Here is an 18,148-nt window from a genome sequence, read left to right as displayed (position 1 = left end):
CCTTCGCTACGGTGTGATTTTGCCTGATGCGATGCTCAGTTCATTGGCTGACTACTGATGATGAATTTATCAGCGACTACATCGATGTGGATCAGGCTGTTTGGCGGGATGTTCCCGCGCAACAGACTTTGCGCCAGTGCGTTTTCGACATATTGCTGCACGGCCCGTTTGAGTGGTCTTGCACCAAACACCGGGTCAAAACCGACTGCTGCAATATGCTCAAGTGCGGCTTCAGACACCTCCAGACCATATTGCCGTTCCGCCAGCCGCTGCCGTAACCGGTTCAGTTGAATACCCGCGATGTTTTTGATCTGTGCATGATCCAGCGGATGAAACACGACGGTCTCATCGACCCGGTTCAAAAATTCCGGCCTGAACTGCTGCGTCAGCACCTGCATCAGCATGCTTTTCATCTGATCATAACTTTGTTCGGCATAGTGCTCCTGAATAAGGTCGGAGCCTAAGTTCGACGTCATGATGATCACGGTATTCTTAAAGTCGACCGTGCGGCCCTGCCCATCGGTCAAACGGCCATCATCCAGCACCTGCAACAGGATGTTAAATACATCCGGATGGGCCTTTTCCACTTCATCCAACAACACGACTGAATATGGCCGGCGGCGTACCGCTTCTGTCAGATAACCGCCTTCTTCATAGCCGACATAACCCGGTGGTGCACCAACCAGGCGCGACACCGCGTGTTTTTCCATAAATTCAGACATATCAATGCGGATCAGCGCATCTTCACTGTCGAACAGGAAATTGGCCAGCGCTTTGGTCAGCTCGGTTTTGCCGACACCAGTTGGCCCCAAAAACAAAAATGACCCAATTGGTTTATTCGGATCAGACAAGCCGGCACGCGAACGGCGAATAGCATTCGATACTGCCGCCACCGCTTCAACCTGGCCGATGACCCGGCGTGCTAAGGCCTCTTCCATCCGCAACAACTTGTCGCGCTCCCCTTCGAGCATTTTGCTAACCGGGATCCCGGTGGCTTTGGACAGCACTTCAGCAATTTCCTGCTCCGTCACTTTGTTACGCAGCAGTTTCATTTCATGCATTTCAGCCTGGGCGGCCAAATCCAGCCGTTTTTCCAGTGCCGGAATGCGTTCATATTTCAGTTGCGACATGCGGTTTAAATCGCCGGCACGCCGCGCTACTTCCATATCGAGCCGCGCCTGTTCCAGATCCGCTTTGATACTTTGTGTGCCTTGTAATGCAGCTTTTTCTGAACTCCAGACTTCGTCCAGCTCATTGTATTTCTGATCCAGCTCGCGAATTTGCTCCAGAATAAAATCACGGCGTTTTTTACTGGCATCATCTGTTTCTTTTGACAGCGCATTATCTTCCAGTTTCAACTGGATAATACGCCGCTCCAGCCGGTCCAGCTCTTCAGGTTTGGAATCCATCTGCATCCGGATACTGGAGGCTGCTTCGTCAATTAAATCAATGGCTTTGTCTGGTAATTGCCGGTCCGCCACATAACGGTGTGACAACATCGCCGCAGCAACTATCGCCGGATCTGTGATATCCACACCGTGATGCAACTCATATCGCTCTTTCAGGCCACGTAAAATGGCGATGGTGTCCTCAACCGAAGGCTCTTCCACCAGCACTTTTTGGAAACGCCGCTCCAGCGCCGCGTCTTTCTCGATGTATTTACGGTACTCATCCAGTGTGGTCGCACCTAAACAATGTAGCTCACCGCGCGCTAACGCCGGCTTTAACATATTGCCGGCATCCATCGCGCCATCGGCTTTGCCAGCACCGACCATCGTATGAATTTCGTCGATAAACAGAATGACGCGGCCTTCTTCTTTGGCCAGCTCACTCAGGACCGCTTTGAGTCGCTCTTCGAACTCGCCGCGGTATTTGGCGCCAGCCAGCAGCGCGCCTAAGTCCAGCGACAGCACCCGTTTGTCTTTGAGGCCTTCCGGCACTTCTTTGTTGATAATGCGCAGCGCCAGCCCTTCGACAATGGCAGTTTTGCCAACGCCGGGCTCGCCGATCAGCACCGGATTGTTTTTGGTACGACGTTGTAACACCTGAATACAACGGCGGATCTCTTCGTCGCGGCCAATCACCGGATCCAGCTTGCCGGCTTCGGCGCGGGCTGTCAGGTCAATGGTGTATTTATTCAGCGCCTGGCGCGTATCTTCAGCGTTCGGATCATCGACTTTCTGGCCGGCGCGCATTTGCTCGATGGCTTTTTCCATCGCATCTTTACTGACGCCGAGACTTTTTAATAACGCACCGAGTTCAGCTTTGTCATCACAGGCTGCCAGTACAAACAATTCGCTGGAGATAAACTGATCTTTACGCTTTTGTGCCAGTTTATCGCACAAATTCAACAGGTTAATCATACTGGTCGACAGCTGCAGATTACCTTCGGTACCTTCGACTTTCGGCAGCCGTTCAATCGCCTGCGAAATTTTCGAGCGCAGGTCATGCAGATTGATACCAATTTTGCTCAGCAGATCACGGACGGTACCGCCTTCCTGATTCAGCAAAGCATGCATCAGATGCACGGGCTCAATAAACTGATGGTCGCGGCCAAGCGCCAGCGACTGAGCTGTTGCGATGGCCTCCTGAAACTTGCTGGTAAAGCGATCTAAACGCATTGGTAGACTCCCATCTGAAAACCTTGTTATGACATAGATGGGGAACGGCTGCTGTTTTTTCAAGCGCTAGCCGTCAAAAAATTGACTTACGTCAAAAAACTGCGGGAAATGAGGTCAAATAGCGGTAGTTAACCAAATCAAACTGGCCTGCCGACCGGTCTGGCCGTCGCGCCGATAAGAGAAAAAACGCTGCGGATCAGCCACTGTACAATAGTCACCGCCATAAATAGCGCTGACCCCCGCAGCCTGCAGCCGCTGCCTGGCCAGCAGATAAATGTCTGCCAGATATTTACCGGCGTTAAGCGAGGGTACAAAAGCGGCTGCGGCTTGTGGATCTTTGGCCATAAAAGCAGCACGCACTTCGCTGCCAACTTCAAAATGAACAGGGCCTATTGCAGGTCCGAGCCAGGCCAGCACGTCGGCACGTTCGGGAAAATGCTGTAGCGTCGCTTCCAGCACGCCGTCACACAGGCCTCGCCAGCCGGCATGCGCTGCCGCAACTTTGCGCCCCTGCCGGTCACAAAACAACACCGGCAGACAATCCGCGGTCATCACAACCGCAGCAAGCCCCGGGGTCGACGTAACGCTGGCATCCGCGTCCGTCAGTTGACCTTGCCACTGATCTAAATCCAGCACGGCAATACCATGTACTTGATTGAGCCAGGCAGGTTGGTGCGGCAAATCACAGTATTGCTGCAGTAACTGACGATTTGCCAACACCGTATCCGGTGCATCGCCGACATGAGTTCCGAGGTTCAGCCCGGCAAAAATGCCTGCAGAGCCACCGCACTGTGACTGCGCCGCCAAGCCACGACTGGTTGACAGCGCGCGGACATGCGCTGGCGCCGGCCAGTCTGGCAACAGAAAATCCGGCGCAGCCACCCGGTACATCAGCTGTTGTCCATGCCGTGCTGCAGCGTGTCGTTACGCAGTGCAACCGTCAATGTCACCATATCCTCTGGTACCGGCGCATGCCATTCCAGCAATTCAAGCGTAATAGGATGTGCAAAACGTAGCATCGCGGCATGCAGCGCCTGGCGGCGGAAAGCGCGCAGCACCACTAACAAAGACTCATCCGCTTTACGTGGCGGGCGCGGCCGGCCGGCGTAAACCGGATCACCAACCAACGGATAGTTGATGTAAGTCATGTGGACACGGATTTGGTGGGTACGCCCTGTTTCCAGACGCAGACGCAACCGGGTGTGATTACGGAACTTTTCCATGACGCGGTAATGGGTCACAGCAGGTTTGCCGCTGGAAGTCACCGCCATGTGGGTACGTTTGGTCGGGTGACGGCCAATCGGCTCATCCACCATACCGCCTGCTGTCATCGAACCATGCACGATCGCTTCATATTCGCGGGTGATCTCGCGGTTTTGCATCATCTCCACTAAATGCGTCTGTGCCGGGATCGTTTTCGCCACCACCATCAATCCTGTGGTGTCTTTGTCGAGGCGGTGGATGATGCCGGCGCGCGGCACTTCGCCGATGCCAGGGCAATGGTGTAATAACGCGTTCAGCAACGTGCCATCGTGATTACCGGCGCCCGGGTGGACCACCAGTCCCGCCGGTTTGTTGATCACCAGAATATGTTCATCTTCATAAACGATATTCAGGTCAATCGGTTCGGCTTCAAACCGCTCGTCTTCTTCAATCTCGGCATTGATCACGATATGTTCGCCGCCAAGCAATTTTTCCCGCGGTGTGTCACACAGGCGGTTGTTGACGTTGACCCAGCCGGCCAGGATCCACTCTTTTATCCGCGAACGCGAATAATCAGGGAACATTTCGGCCAGAACCTGATCCAAGCGTTTGCCGTAAAGATGATCAGGTACTGTTTCTGTAAGTTTTATCTGTTTTGTCATGTCGGAACCGGTTATCCTCTGTGCATCACTGCACGCTCTGGGGTAGAATCGAAAATATTCTGCCTATTTTAACGATTTTATGCAGGACTAGACAGCCAAAGGCTGCAGTCTGAGTGGGTTTTTTAATGAAAGTGAAATTTTTCGCAGTTTTTGCAGTCGCCGCACTGCTGACCGGTTGTGCCGGCAACAAGCCAGCTGATGAGCTGGTGAACACCAATCAAACCGCCCAACAATCTTATAATGAAGCAAAAGCTGTATTAGATTCAGGCCTTTACAGTCGCGCCATCGAATTACTTAAAGGGATGGAAAGTCGCTATCCGTTCGGTCCGATGGCCCGCCAGGTACAATTGGACCTGATTTTCGCCTACAACCAGTCTGGCGATATAAAACAGTCACTGGCCAGCATTGACCGCTTTATTCGCCTCAATCCTAACCATCCGGACCTTGATTACGTGTATTACATGCGCGGTGTCAGCAATTTACAGTCCGATCAGAACTCGTTTCAGGAATTTTTTGGCATTGACCGGGCTGACCGTGACATCGCCAGTACGAAACAGGCGTTTGACGATTTTAAAATCCTGACCAGTACTTATCCGAACAGTAAATATGCTGCGGCTGCCAAAACGCAGATGATTGTGATCAAAGAAAAACTGGTCCGCCATGAATTACTGATCGCTGATTATTACAGCCGCCGGGGCGCACATTTAGCCGCGGCGAACCGTGCACGTTTTGTGCTGGAAACTTATCGCGATTCTCCGCTGGTGCCGCAGGCGTTAGCACTGATGGTAAAAAGTTATGATGAGTTGGGTCTGACTAAACTGCGTGACGACGCCAAAGCCGTGTTGCAGCTGAACTTTCCAAACCAGCAAAGCTAAACGGATATTTTGTTGAAAAAGGCCACTTATGTGGCCTTTTTGCTATTCAGTGAATACCAAAATTCCTCAGAGCGCTTCCAGCGCGTCACTGAGTTTGTTGACGCCAATCACTTGCATGCCTTCCAACGGTTCTTTTGGTACATTGCTGTGTGGAACTATGGCACGGCGAAAACCATGTTTGGCGGCCTCACGCAGGCGTTCCTGGCCACTAGGCACCGGCCGGATCTCTCCGGATAAGCCCACTTCACCAAACACCACCAAATCCATTGGCAGTGGCTTATTGCGAAAACTCGATACCAGGGCCAGCAATGTGGCGAGATCGGCACCGGTTTCGCCCACACGGACCCCACCGACCACGTTGACAAAAACATCCTGATCAGCCATCTGAATACCAGCATGGCGGTGCATTACTGCCAGTAGCATCGACAGCCGGTTTTGCTCCATCCCTACCGCCACCCGGCGCGGATTATTCAGCGGGGAATAGTCTACGAGGCCCTGAATTTCGACCAACAGCGGTCTGGTGCCTTCCCACAACACCATCACCAGCGAACCCGGCGCTTCTTCTTTGCCACGGCTTAAAAAAATCGCCGACGGATTTTTCACTTCTTTCATGCCCTGACCGGTCATCGCGAACACGCCTAACTCGTTTACCGCACCAAACCGGTTTTTGTTGCCGCGCAGCGTGCGATAGCGACTGTCACTATCCCCATCAAACATCACGGAGCAATCGATACAATGCTCCAGCACTTTCGGACCTGCTAAAGAACCATCTTTGGTGACATGCCCCACCATAATGACGGCGATTTGATGCTGTTTGGCAAAACGCGTCAGATACGCGGCACTTTCACGCACCTGCGACACACTGCCAGGCGCCGACTGAATATCAGCCATTTGCATCACCTGAATCGAATCGATGACGATAATGCGCGGTTTTTCCTGCAATGCCAGCTCACAAATGGTCTCGACCTGCGTTTCAGCCAGCATTTTTAATTGGTTGGTCGGTAGTCCCAACCGGTTGGCCCGCATCGCAACCTGCTGCAGTGATTCTTCCCCGGTGACGTAGAGCGCGGGCCCAGTTGATGCCAGATGACACATGATCTGTAGCAATAAAGTACTTTTACCGGCACCAGGGTGACCGCCAATCAAAATAGCCGACCCCGGCACGATACCGCCGCCTAGCACCCGATCAAACTCGGCAAAACCAGAGCTGAAGCGCGGCACTTCCTGCAAATCGACCTGATCAAGCCGGATCACTTTAGCGACCGTTGCACCGGCATAACCACCACTGCCGCCACGACTGCCTTTGGCAGGTGCGGTCATTCTTACTTCACTGATGGTGTTCCAGGCCCCACACTCTGTACACTGGCCTTGCCAGCGTACAAAATCGGCACCACATTCGTTACAGACATAAGCAGTCTTTGTTTTTGCCATCTTTGGCCTCAAAGTGATTGATAGGCATAATAATTGCTTTTATTGTATCGATATTAACACAGACCGTCGCAGTCAGACGGCACCACAGGGCAGAATGACAACACAGGATCTCCTCCCTTATCAGGGCATCATTGAACGGTTAAAACCCTTGCTGAACTCCAATGAGTTCAGCGAGGTGTTCACCATTTTGACGCAGGAGATCCCCAAACCGAAACAATTCCTGTTAAAAATGGAGCTGAAACGGCTTGGTCAACCTTGTAGTTACTACATAGATTTACGCGGTCGGGTCGATGGCGAAGTGCGACCGTACGACCATGCCGGCAAAACCCATTATATGGACGACACTGCCGTCAAAGCCTTTGAACGCGGCATCAAACGCTATGGACAGTACACGCTGGGGCTGTACGAAGAGGTAATGAACACCGATAACAATTACCGGGTTCGTCATAAACAGGAAACAGAACAACGGTTGCAGGCGGTAATAGCCGGCGATCCGTTGATCAATAAAGAATCCGCCCCGGAGACTGAACAGGAACAGGACAAAACTGGCCCCCGCATCGTGCAGTTCGCCAGTTATTGCAGCCGCGGTGAAGAACGGATGAACTTCACTATCGATATCGAAGTGGAACTCGATAACAGCGAAAAGTTTCAGGCCAGTACGGTTGACCTGTCGGTCTCAGGCAGTAAACTGAAAGTTCCCGGCAGTCGCCGCTTGCAAAGTGGGCAGAAAATTGCCATCCATTTCACAGGTTTAGAGCAAGAATTTGCCTTAGGCCTGTCGCACGGCATCCCATATCAGGTCATTGACAGCGAAGTTATCGAGCGAACGCAATATGTGCGGGTAAAACGGCTACCGCTCGGTGATGAACGCGGATTTACCGATTTCCTCAAGCAGTTTATTCATGGCAATAAACGCCGCTACAAGGTCAATTTGGACAACACTTTCGATGCGGTGATCGTCAAAGGCTATGAGCAGTTTTATCTACCGCGTATCGCTTCTCTACCGGTGTTCCTAGCGGTCAGGGACGGCCTACCAGTGCCCGTGTGTGCACTGACCACAGAAAATAACCGACAACACGTGCAGTATTTTCAGGACGAACGGCAACAATCGGTTCTGATGCAAATTCTGGCCGGTAAACGGCTGAAATCCTGCTTACAAAAAGCGCCGGCTGAACGTTCAACTGTGTTGTATTGCTTCACCCATGCGGCTAAAGGCAAGCTCTATTTTTACTCAGCCACCGCTGACGAGCTTGCCCAGCAACCACATTTGCAAAACGTATTTTTTGGCTTTGGGGCGCAGAAACCGAGCTGGCGGGTCTTTCATCTGGTCGTGCACCGCACCCACCCGCAAGATGCACATATCCTACTGTCTTTGCCGGATACAGCCGACCAGGACATTCAGAAACTCAATCAGCCGCCGTCACCGCAAGTGCTGCAACTGATCCAGGAGTTTCGTTATGTCGCGGCACTGACTGAAATTAACCACAACGAAAGTAACCTGTTATATCAACAGATTAGTTTTGATGAAAACTTACTCAGTCAACTGAAAGTTTTTGGCCATCCGAAATTGGATGACCTGCCACCGCTGGAATCAGTAGCGGTGCAATATGTCAATTTGCGCGCGGAAGGACGTTTTTTATATAAAACCCGCGTATTGCTAAAAATAAATAAAGAACAGTTTATTGACGCCCACACCCGCGATTTCTCATCACGTGGCTTACAAATTGAGTCACATGAACCAGTGGCTTATCAAAAAGGCGACAAAATACAGCTGTCGTTGCCAGACATGCAGAAGATCTCCAGTAAATATGGCCTGCAGGAGCTCGACTATGAAGTCATGGCTGTCAGTAAAAACCAGCTGATTATGAATCTGCGGATTATTGAACAGGATTTACCGCACCAGGGTCGATTGTTTTTTGAACAACTGATCAAAAACAACAGAGCCAAACTGACAATGGCGGAAGAGATGCCAAAATTTGCCGGTCTCGGACAGGCACTGCGCAATATGTATGTGAAGGCACTGAACAGCTTTCCGTTTTTTATGCACCGGCATGGTATTCGTTATGACTTAAATGTGCTTGGCCAAGGTGCAGAGCCAAATAACTTACATCGTCTGCTCGGTGTATTTGCTGATGATAAGACCAAGCCTAACCTGCAACCACTGCTGAAAAACAGCGCGACGAATCTGCATTTTGCTAATCAGCTCAAAGGCATGAAACGGCAGGACCCACCGCGCACCTACGAAGTGTTTATCCGCTACCGGCAGAATCAACAAAAGTTTGAACAGAGTTTTGTCACCGAATTCGATTTTGATCTGAAAACCACGCAGGCCAAACATTATTTTATTCAGGATGCACTCGCCAACGATTTATTGTTTTGTTTCCGCATCCATTTATCACGTACCGGCCGGCCAGACACCGAGCATATCAATAAAGAGCTGAGCTACATCAGCGTGTATGCCATTCACAAGGCCAAGGTACTGGAAGAAGAATTATGGAGTGTAGTCGGCGTTGGTGATGTGATTGATATCAGCGACGAGATCCTACTGCGTTACAGCATCGCTCCGGAACAAATCCAGCAACAACAGCAAAAACGCCGGGCTTTCGTGCAACAACAGGACCAGCAAAGCTGATCCGATCGTTTTGCACGGCCTGAACAGATCACTCCGGCATTTTTAGCCAATCCGCCAGATCCTGAAAATGTCCGGTTCTGGCCTGTGCCGCTGTTAACATTGATATATGGTCATAGTCCAGCGCATCGCCGTGCTTTTTTCCCAATAACCGATATCGCGCTTGCTGCAGGCCAGACTCCTGCATCAGCAGTTTGACGTCTGTCGCATGACCGAGCACCTGATCATTCACTGCAGCGAAAAACCAGGTTGGCGGCCATTGCAGTTGCTGCGCTGCGGCGCTGTAGTCAAAGGAATCGGTCGGGTCGATAAAATGCGGATGATTAATCCAATGAATGGTGTCGCGTAAAAACTGCACCGGTTCGTCGTCCGCACCCAATTTCCATTGTTTAGCGGGCAGATAGCCATGCCTGCCGGCTAACCAGGGACAGAGCTTGTTCCAGACCAGATCGACTTGCAGGCTTTTACGCCAGGAACGGATGCTGATGCGTCTTTTGCTGCCAAAACAAACAATTGCCCGCACTTTATCTAACAACACAGGGTGACGTGCCAACGCCGCCAAGGCGACAACACCGCCCCAGCTATGGCACACCAGACTGACTTTTTGTTGGTGACGTTGGTAGATGTCTTCAATCAGCGCCGGAATATCCTGACAAATCAGCTGATGCTGGTTTTGATCAAAACCGCTACTGACATGTGGCCTGGATAACCCCCGGCCGGCAAAATCAGCACAATATACGGGAAACCCCTGATCGGCGAGAAAACAGCCCAGACCTTTGCCGGACTGGCTATAAAAAATCCGACCGTTTTCAATAGCACCGTGCAACATCAGCACCGGGGTCGCGCTAGCGTGATGCGGCACCAGTGCTTTAACATGCAATTGGTAGCCACCTTGATCCAAATAAATGGAATGTTGCTGATGCTTCATGCGGTCATATCTGAAGTATCAAACAAATATAACAACTGCAGCAAAGAGCCTTGGCGGATGGCATATTGTGCTTTCGCCTGCACCAATGGTTTGGCGTGAAACGCTACACCAAGCCCGGCTACAGCCAGCATCGGCAGGTCATTGGCACCATCGCCGATAGCGACTGTCTGCGCATGCGGCATATCCCGCTGGGCAGCAAGTTGCTGAACAACCTGCGCTTTTACTTGGGCGTCTACGATGTCACCCAATACTTGCCCGGTCAATTTACCGTCCCGGATCTCCAATACATTGGCAAATGTCGCACTGAGCGCCAAACGCTGTTTCAAAGCTTCAGTAAAATAAGTAAAACCACCGGACGCAATCGCCACAGTCCAGTTGTGTCGCAGCAAAGTTGCAACCAGCACTTCGAGCCCTGGCATCAAAGGCAACTGTTCAAGCACAGTAGCAAGCACCTGTTCAGGCGCATCTTTGAGCGTCGCGACGCGCTGACGCAGGCTTTGGGCGAAATCCAGCTCGCCACGCATCGCAGCCGCAGTCACAGCCGCGACTTGCGGCCCAACACCGGCTAATAGCGCAATTTCGTCAATACATTCAATCTGAATGGCCGTGCTGTCCATATCCATCACCAGCACACCTGGGGCTGCCAGTTTCGGCTGTGCGGTCAGATAATTCAGCTCCAGCGCCAGAGCTGCGGCCTGTTCCCGCAGTTGGCTGACGGTTTCAGCGGTCAGCTCTGATTGCAGACGCAGTTCAAGTGCAGGCGCTAAATCCGGATGTGGCTGGCATGGCAGTGCCAATACCGGCTGCGCCATGGTCTGCAAGATTTGCCGTAATGTGGTCAGGTTAAGCGCCTCTGAAACACCACTCCAGAGCCGTACGGTCGCTGCGGCAGGTGCACTGATTTGCGCCGGAATAAGATCTAAGCCTTGCGCGGTTTCTTGCACAAGCACAATCGGATGCTGTTGAAATAATTCAGGAAAAAACTGCTCAGCTGGCTGAACTGCAATGTCGGACGAAAGACGACTCACGGGCGTACCTGTACTTTAAGTGGGCTGCATGGCATTCTACCGGCATTTTTCCGGCCTTGTCAGCGGATCATCAGGTCAAATGTCAGTAAAAAAGCCAAAAAAATCAGCAAAAATCTGGCGGAGCGTACAATTTGTACTGGCCGTCAGCGGATTCTTGTTGTTACTGCAATGGTGGCAGCAAAGTAACAAACATGGCGAGCAGCTGTTTGCCGAACAAAGCGCTGTGCTGATGCGTGAAACTTTAAAAGCGCTGGCGCAAACCTGTGCCTATCTGATTGAAAACGACCAACTCGAGGGACTGAAGGCGTTAACCCAGCAAATGGCATCCAATCCTTACCTGCACGACGTGGTGGTTTATGATGCCAACGGCGTGCGTCTTAGCGAATCTGTTGGCAGTGAACCGGCGCGATTATTATATGCGCCGCAAACACCAGATCATTTATTGCCGATGGTGCAGGAAATTTATCAGGGGAACCAGCTGCTGGGTTACATCAAAATTAGTTTGAAACAATACAGCAGCTTTGACGCGGTAAGTTCCAGCTGGCATCAGCTGATGGAACAAGTGTTGTGGATGCTTGGTTTTACCGCGTTATTGTCACTGATGTTACGCGGTTCATTACAGGCACTGTCACACCGGCTGGCCTCAAATAAAGAATTGCATCACGCAGCACTCGACAGTCCGGAACATCAGACCCATTCAATCACACCAAAGACCTGAACTCACGACGACAACTGCAAGGCGGTCAGACTGTTTTGCCATAACGTCTGCGCCAGTAGGTCAGCGGATTCACTTCTTAGTGTACAAAGCTGGCTAAACACCAAAGCCAGTTGGGCTGGTGTGTTAATCTGCCCCTGAAAACCGGCCAGCGGCATCGCCGGCGCATCGGTTTCTAAAACGAGTGCCGACAATGGCAACTTTCTGACCGTGTCGCGGGTTTTCTGTGCCCGTTCATAACTGATCGTGCCGCCAATGCCTAGTTTAAAACCCAAATCCAAAAAGGCGTGCGCCTGCGCTGTACTACCGGAAAATGCATGCAAAATGCCGCCCTGACTGAACTGTTGGCGTTTTAATTCGGCCAGCAGCGCCGGTTGTGATTTGCGATGGTGTAAAACGACAGGTTTGCCTGCTTTCGCGGCTAAGGCTAGTTGCGCGCTAAACAATGTTTGTTGCCATTGGTGCAGTTTGCGTGTCGCCTCTTCGTCCTCTTGTACCAGCGCAAAATCCAGCCCGATTTCACCGACGGCACAGACGCTTGTTTCTGCCTGCACCAGGTTAGCCAATTCAACGAGCTGCGCTTCTGTTGCACTGTGCGCCCACCAGGGATGAATGCCAAGCGCCAGCTCAATGGTCAGGGCAGACGTTTGTTGTTGCAACTGCAATAAGCCCGGCCAGCGCGCGGCTTCCACCGCTGGTACTAAAATACGTCTGACACCGGCGTTTATTGCACCCTCGAGAAACGCCGGTAAATCAACGGCAAGTTCCGGCAAATCCAGATGGCAATGTGTATCAAACAATTGATCGAACGGTTTATCAGAACTTGGCGGGACAGACAGTTGCATGGAGCATCTTCAGCAGGCAGCGATTGCAGGCATTGCAGCAGAAGCAAAAGCCAGAGGCAAGAGACCCGCAAAGAAAACCCGGCAGGCGCCGGGTTTGTTATTTCGTCTCAGAGCTGACCGCTTTCCAGCGTGCTCTTTGCCTCAAGCTCAGCTTTACGCCGTTCTTTCTGGCTTTCTAGATCCTGACGTTGTTGCTGTACACTGGAAGCCGGCGTTGGCATCGGTTTGCGTGGCAGTTTTTTCTCGGCCATCGCCGCTTCATACAGGAAACCTGCCATGATCACTGACGCCTGTTTCAAATCATCTTCAATCACATGGTCAATAGAATCGATATGCGTGTGATGCAGGCGGGTGCTGTAATCGAGCGGGTCCTGAATAAACTGAAAGCCCGGTAAACCCACGTCATCAAAGGACTCATGATCAGTCCCGCCGGTTGAACGCGGTGATACGGTACCGCTGCTGATGTCCATGTAAGGACCAAACCAGTCGGTAAACACCGGTTTCACCGCAACATTCCCCTCGGTATAGATACCGCGGAATCGTCCACTGCCGTTATCCATGTTTAAGTAAACCGACAGTTTGTCGTAACCAGCTTTCGGGGCAATCGGCCAGCCCGGGCTTGACCACAAATACCGCGGCAGCGCTTTTTCTGCTGGATCTGCCGGCGACGGGCGGCTGGCCAGGAAGTCGTTGACATAAGCACGCGAACCATACAGCCCCTGCTCTTCACCCGACCACAGCGCGATGCGAATGGTGCGTTTTGGCTTCACTTTCAGTTTAGACAGAATGCGTACCGCTTCCATCGCGACGGCAACGCCGGCACCGTTATCGACAGCACCATCACTGGCATGCCAGGAATCAAGATGCGCACCGACCATCACCACTTCGCCGTTTTTATCGCTGCCCGGAATTTCAGCAATAGTGTTGTAGGCGTTTTTATCGTCATCATGGAACTGCGCTTTGATATCGAGTGTCAGCTGCGGTTGTTCTTTGCGGTCTAGCATCCGTAACAACTGGCCGTAGTCTTCCTGTTCGATAATGATGGCCGGCACCCCAAAGGTTTCACCGATTTTGTGTGATTTACCAAAGACCCGGACCAGACCACCCTGTCGGCTGGAACGGTAAATGACACCGGCCGCCTGCTCTTTGACTAAAAAAGCACTCAGTGCTTTGTTAAATTGATAGGCCTGTTTCCGGCTGGCGCGCAGCGCTTTGGTCATCGCCGATTCATAACTCGGTCGGGCACCGACGTCTGCGTCTTTTAAGCTGTTGAGTTTGTCGCTACCGAGCCGCTCAAAAATGATGGTATTTGGCGGCTCAATCTTCAGATCTTCGCCCATCATCAGAAATTTACCGCGTAACTTGCCGGCGTATTGCACTAACTCAGCTTCAGTGTTGACATCAAACATCATCACTTCGCCAGCGACGGGCCCGTTAGTGCCTGGTGTCCAGGCCACCGGAATCCCATGTAAAGATACTGTTCTTGGCGCCGTCAGCGCGATGCTCGATGCGGACGAACTCCAGCCCCGGCCAAATTCAAAGGGATGCAATTCGGCATTTTTCAGACCCCAGCCTTGCAACTGCTTGAGGGTCCACTGGTTCGCTGCCGTCATTTGCGGTGACGCCGTCAGACGCGGACCAATTTGATCAGTCAGATACTCGAGCGTATGCAGTACTTCGCTTTGATAGAGGCCTTCGTGACGGATTTTATTGGCCATCTCTAAGTCGGCGGCCAATGCCTGTGACACCGCAAGCGCCAGCACTGACGCCGTCGCTGCTGTTAAAAATTGTTTCATAACCATGTTCCCGCTTGTTTTAATTATTGCTCTACTGTCTTGCTTTTACTGTTCCTTTGCGATGTCAGGAACAAGCAAAGATCAGACTCAGACAGCATCGGGCACAAGGCAATTGCTTTGCGGTCAACACAGTATTTACAACGACAATCGGCCTATATTGAGTACATTGCTATGCATCATCCGGCGGTTTGCGAAAAAAACCGCTGTGATGGTGCTTAGAGGGGATGAGTTCTCCGCCAGCGCGGGTTTTGGCTAGCAGCCAACAACGTCAACCGCTATACCTGCTGTTGCGCCAGCCAGTTCGTTTTGTCGAGGCGGTAAAAAACAGTCGCCCGCGCGACACCGGTCGGTGACGTGATGTCGGTATGGGTATAAAGCGCCCCCAGTTTTTCCACCGCACGGCGCGAGCGCAGATTCTGCTCGCCGACGTGAAACCAGACCACTTTGACAAATCCAAACGCATGCGTGAGCATCAGATGTTTTAATTCGGTATTGGTCGCGCCACCCCAGCGGGAACGCACCAAAAAGGTATAACCAATCGCTACTTCCTGCCGAGCGGCGTCAAAGTCATAATAGCGACTGGTCCCCAACACTTCGCCGCTCTGTTTGTCGCAAATCAGATAGGCGCCGCCACTGGCGAGACCGCTGTCAAACACCGGCCGGAACACGTCTGGCTGATAACGTTCTGGTTCCGGATGCAAAACCCAGATCAACGGGTCGCTGGCTGCCCGCATCAGCTCAGGCCAATGTGCTGCTTGCAAAGGTATTAAGCGCAGCGTCTGACTTTCCAGCGTTGTTTGTAACTGACTCATTTTTCTCATCCAACTGCAACAAGTGCCGCCAGCTTAGAAGAAACACCAACAAGAAAACAAGTCAGGTCCTGACAACGCTGTGTTGCCGGATTTAACCGGCGTCAGCCAGCTGCTGGCTATGGACAGAGCCGCTCAATGGCCCAACTGGCATCTGCTTGCCGGCTGTACATAAAGCGGTCGTGCAAGCGGTGTTCACCGCCCTGCCAGAATTCGATTTTATGCGGTTTAACTAAAAACCCGCCCCAAAAACTCGGGACCGGAATTTCTCCGTGTTCGAATTTATGTTTGATCTCAGCGAATTTTTGCATCAGCGCCAGACGGGTAGACACTGGACGGCTTTGTTCCGATGCCCAGGCAGCTAACTGACTTTCTTTCGGTCTGGAGGTGAAATAATGCAACACCTGAGAGGTAGGTACCCGCTCGGCCGCACCATAAACGATGACCTGCCGCTCCAGCGGATGCCAGGGAAAATGCAGACAAACTTTCGGATTACCCGCCAGCTCCTGCGCTTTGCGACTGCCGAGGTTGGTGTAAAACACAAAACCGGCGCTGCTGACGTCTTTGAGTAACACCAGACGCTGCGACGGCTGGCCGTCGGCATCAACACTGGCGACACACATCGCCGTCGGGTCCGGCAGTTCGGCCGAGATGGCGTCTTTCAGCCAGCCTTCAAACTGCACAAAAGGATCTGGATTTAACTTATCCAGATCCAGCTTATCCTTAACATAACTACGGCGGATATCCGCGACATTCACACTCATCAAAGCTTCCTATTTGCCGGCAATTGATTGAACAATGGCAGACCATTGGCAGAAAAAAGGCCGGTAATCACCAGCCTTTTCAGAACTTACATCCGCTCCATCACATCGATGCCGAGCAGATCTAAACCTTTGGCCAGCAGTTTTGCCACCAGAATACTGAGCATTAAACGGCTGTCGCGCAGCGCTGGTTCAATGCCGTCTTTTAAAATCGGGCAAGCTTCGTAGAAACTCATGTACTGGCTCGCCAGTTCATACAGGTAATTACACAGCAGGTTTGGCTGCGCATCTTTCATCACCTGTTGCAGCGTTTCTTCAAACTGCAGCACTTTGAGCGCCAGTAATTTTTCCTGCTGCTCAGCCAGCTGCAATGTCGCGGTAAATTCATCTGTGATGCCGGCGCGGCGCAAAATACTGCTGACGCGGGTGTAGGCATATTGCAGGTAAGGAGCGGTCGCGCCTTCAAAACTCAGCATCGCGTCCCAACTGAAGATGTAGTCTGAAGTGCGGTTTTTCGACAGATCAGCGAATTTCACTGCGCCAATACCGACCTTGCGCGCCACTTCGGCGATTTCTTCTGCAGTTAATTCTGTCGATTTGCCCTTCACCACCGCTTCGGCGCGCACGACTGCTTCTTCCAGCAGTTCCGCCAGTTTGACGGTGCCACCGGTCCGGGTTTTAAACGGCTTGCCGTCTTCGCCCATCATAGTGCCAAACGGGCAATGCTCGTAGGCGGTTTCCGCGCGCAGCAAGCCGGCTTTACGCGCCACCAGTTCGACTTGTTTAAAGTGCAGCGCCTGGCGGGCGTCGGTGAAAATAATGATGCGGTCAACATTCAATTCATGGCTGCGATATTGGCAAGCGGCCAAATCGGTGGTGGCATACAAAAAGCCGCCGCCGGTTTTTTGGATGATAAAAGGCGACGGATTGCCTTCTTTGTCAGCGAGTTCATGCAGGAACACCACTAAAGCACCCTGATCTTCCACCGCAATGCCACGAGCGGTTAAATCATCAACAATCGGCTGCAACATCGGGTTATAGGCCGATTCCGGCTTGATATGCTCATGGCCCAAAGTGACATTTAAGGTCCGATACACTTCTTCACTGTGCTTCACCGACGTATCGATAAACAGCTGCCACAACTTTTGACAGTGCGCGTCGCCACCTTGCAGTTTCACCACATAATCGCGCGATTTGTCAGCATAACCGGCTTCGTCATCAAAGCGTTTTTTCGCTTCGCGGTAGAAATCTTCTAAGTCCGCCAGCGCCACAGTTTCCAAATCAACGCCTGCAGCCAGCTTGTCTTCCAGATGCGCGATCAGCATGCCAAATTGCGTGCCCCAATCGCCCATGTGGTTCTGCCGGATGACGGTATCGCCCCAGAACTCCAGTGCGCGGACCACAGCATCGCCGATAATAGTGGAACGTAAATGACCGACGTGCATCTCTTTGGCCAGGTTTGGCGCGGAATAATCGACCACGACCGTCTGCGGCGCTGTGTTGGCGCTGACACCCAGGCGTGGGTCTGTCACCGCGTGCTGCAACTGTGCGGCCAGCCAGTCTGGTTTTAACGTCACGTTGATAAAACCCGGGCCAGCGATTTCGACTTTGTCAGCGATGTCTGCTAATTCCAGCACGTCTACTAGTTGCTGCGCTAAAGCGCGCGGATTGGTTTTTAACAACTTCGCGGCCGCCATTGCGCCGTTAATCTGGTAATCACCAAATTCGACTTTGGTGCTTTGCGTCACTGCGGTATTGGTATCTGCCGGCAAACCGACTTTGACCATGGCGGCCTGCGTTTTAGCGGCCAATAACTGTTTGATATTCATTTTGTATCCTGTGTCA

14 protein-coding genes are annotated in these 18,148 nt (G+C 52.1%); 3 read left to right on the top strand and 11 right to left on the bottom strand.

Translation table 11 applies throughout. The annotated features are described in order from the left end of the window. Positions 1–35 precede the first annotated feature (35 nt). The 3 genes from clpB to rluD form a co-directional block, all read right to left on the bottom strand. Positions 36–2,621 (bottom strand): ATP-dependent chaperone ClpB, encoded by a 2,586-nt coding sequence (clpB, locus tag ACQ66Q_RS00545; RefSeq protein WP_430454992.1) that lies wholly within the window; start codon positions 2,619–2,621, stop codon positions 36–38. Positions 2,622–2,735: 114 nt separating this feature from the next. Next, the gene (gene pgeF / locus ACQ66Q_RS00540) at positions 2,736–3,512 is read right to left on the bottom strand and encodes a peptidoglycan editing factor PgeF (protein WP_430454991.1); all 777 of its coding nucleotides are present in this window, start codon (positions 3,510–3,512) and stop codon (positions 2,736–2,738) included. Beyond that, positions 3,512–4,486: a 23S rRNA pseudouridine(1911/1915/1917) synthase RluD gene (gene rluD / locus ACQ66Q_RS00535; protein ID WP_208930699.1), complete on the bottom strand. Its 975-nt coding sequence runs from the start codon at positions 4,484–4,486 to the stop codon at positions 3,512–3,514. Before rluD ends, pgeF begins: the two co-directional genes overlap by 1 nt. A gap of 125 nt (positions 4,487–4,611) precedes the next feature. Between rluD and ACQ66Q_RS00530 the strand changes: the two genes are divergently transcribed. After that, on the top strand, positions 4,612–5,361 hold the full coding sequence (locus ACQ66Q_RS00530) for an outer membrane protein assembly factor BamD (RefSeq protein ID WP_430454990.1): 750 nt from the start codon (positions 4,612–4,614) through the stop codon (positions 5,359–5,361). Between the two features lie 66 nt (positions 5,362–5,427). Here ACQ66Q_RS00530 and radA read toward each other — a convergent pair whose 3' ends face one another. After that, positions 5,428–6,792 (bottom strand): DNA repair protein RadA, encoded by a 1,365-nt coding sequence (gene radA, locus ACQ66Q_RS00525; protein WP_208930697.1) that lies wholly within the window; start codon positions 6,790–6,792, stop codon positions 5,428–5,430. A gap of 94 nt (positions 6,793–6,886) precedes the next feature. Between radA and ACQ66Q_RS00520 the strand changes: the two genes are divergently transcribed. Then, on the top strand, positions 6,887–9,424 hold the full coding sequence (locus tag ACQ66Q_RS00520) for a PilZ domain-containing protein (RefSeq protein WP_430454989.1): 2,538 nt from the start codon (positions 6,887–6,889) through the stop codon (positions 9,422–9,424). 28 nt (positions 9,425–9,452) lie between these two features. Here ACQ66Q_RS00520 and ACQ66Q_RS00515 read toward each other — a convergent pair whose 3' ends face one another. Next, complete coding sequence (locus ACQ66Q_RS00515) at positions 9,453–10,349, bottom strand: alpha/beta fold hydrolase (RefSeq protein WP_430454988.1); 897 nt, start codon at positions 10,347–10,349, stop codon at positions 9,453–9,455. Next, positions 10,346–11,377 carry a phosphoserine phosphatase SerB gene (serB, locus tag ACQ66Q_RS00510; RefSeq protein ID WP_430454987.1) on the bottom strand — a complete coding sequence of 344 codons (1,032 nt, stop codon included), beginning with the start codon at positions 11,375–11,377 and terminating at the stop codon, positions 10,346–10,348. Before serB ends, ACQ66Q_RS00515 begins: the two co-directional genes overlap by 4 nt. 28 nt (positions 11,378–11,405) lie before the next feature. Here serB and ACQ66Q_RS00505 point away from each other — a divergent pair, with 28 nt between their 5' ends. Further along, entirely contained in the window at positions 11,406–12,095 is a 690-nt protein-coding gene (locus ACQ66Q_RS00505; RefSeq protein WP_430454986.1) for an AhpA/YtjB family protein, read from the top strand. A gap of 2 nt (positions 12,096–12,097) precedes the next feature. On the opposite strand, the gene ACQ66Q_RS00500 is transcribed toward ACQ66Q_RS00505, so the two are convergent. The 5 genes from ACQ66Q_RS00500 to argS all read right to left on the bottom strand — a co-directional run bounded on the left by ACQ66Q_RS00500 (position 12,098) and on the right by argS (position 18,132). Further along, entirely contained in the window at positions 12,098–12,937 is an 840-nt protein-coding gene (locus ACQ66Q_RS00500; RefSeq protein ID WP_430454985.1) for a TatD family hydrolase, read from the bottom strand. A gap of 107 nt (positions 12,938–13,044) precedes the next feature. Further along, the gene (locus ACQ66Q_RS00495; RefSeq protein ID WP_430454984.1) at positions 13,045–14,733 is read right to left on the bottom strand and encodes a M20/M25/M40 family metallo-hydrolase; all 1,689 of its coding nucleotides are present in this window, start codon (positions 14,731–14,733) and stop codon (positions 13,045–13,047) included. A 275-nt stretch (positions 14,734–15,008) separates the two neighbouring features. Beyond that, positions 15,009–15,545, bottom strand: coding sequence for a GNAT family N-acetyltransferase (locus ACQ66Q_RS00490; protein WP_430454983.1), 537 nt, complete (start codon positions 15,543–15,545; stop codon positions 15,009–15,011). Between the two features lie 116 nt (positions 15,546–15,661). Further along, positions 15,662–16,300 carry a pyridoxamine 5'-phosphate oxidase gene (pdxH, locus tag ACQ66Q_RS00485; RefSeq protein ID WP_430458520.1) on the bottom strand — a complete coding sequence of 213 codons (639 nt, stop codon included), beginning with the start codon at positions 16,298–16,300 and terminating at the stop codon, positions 15,662–15,664. Between the two features lie 92 nt (positions 16,301–16,392). After that, a complete protein-coding gene (gene argS, locus ACQ66Q_RS00480) occupies positions 16,393–18,132 on the bottom strand; it encodes an arginine--tRNA ligase (protein WP_430454982.1) in 1,740 nt (579 codons plus the stop codon). Positions 18,133–18,148: the final 16 nt, after the last annotated feature.

It is taken from the genome of Rheinheimera sp. (assembly GCF_965283995.1).
In the GTDB taxonomy this organism is placed as follows: Bacteria; Pseudomonadota; Gammaproteobacteria; order Enterobacterales; family Alteromonadaceae; genus Pararheinheimera.
This window is presented reverse-complemented; position numbering and strand designations above follow the sequence as displayed.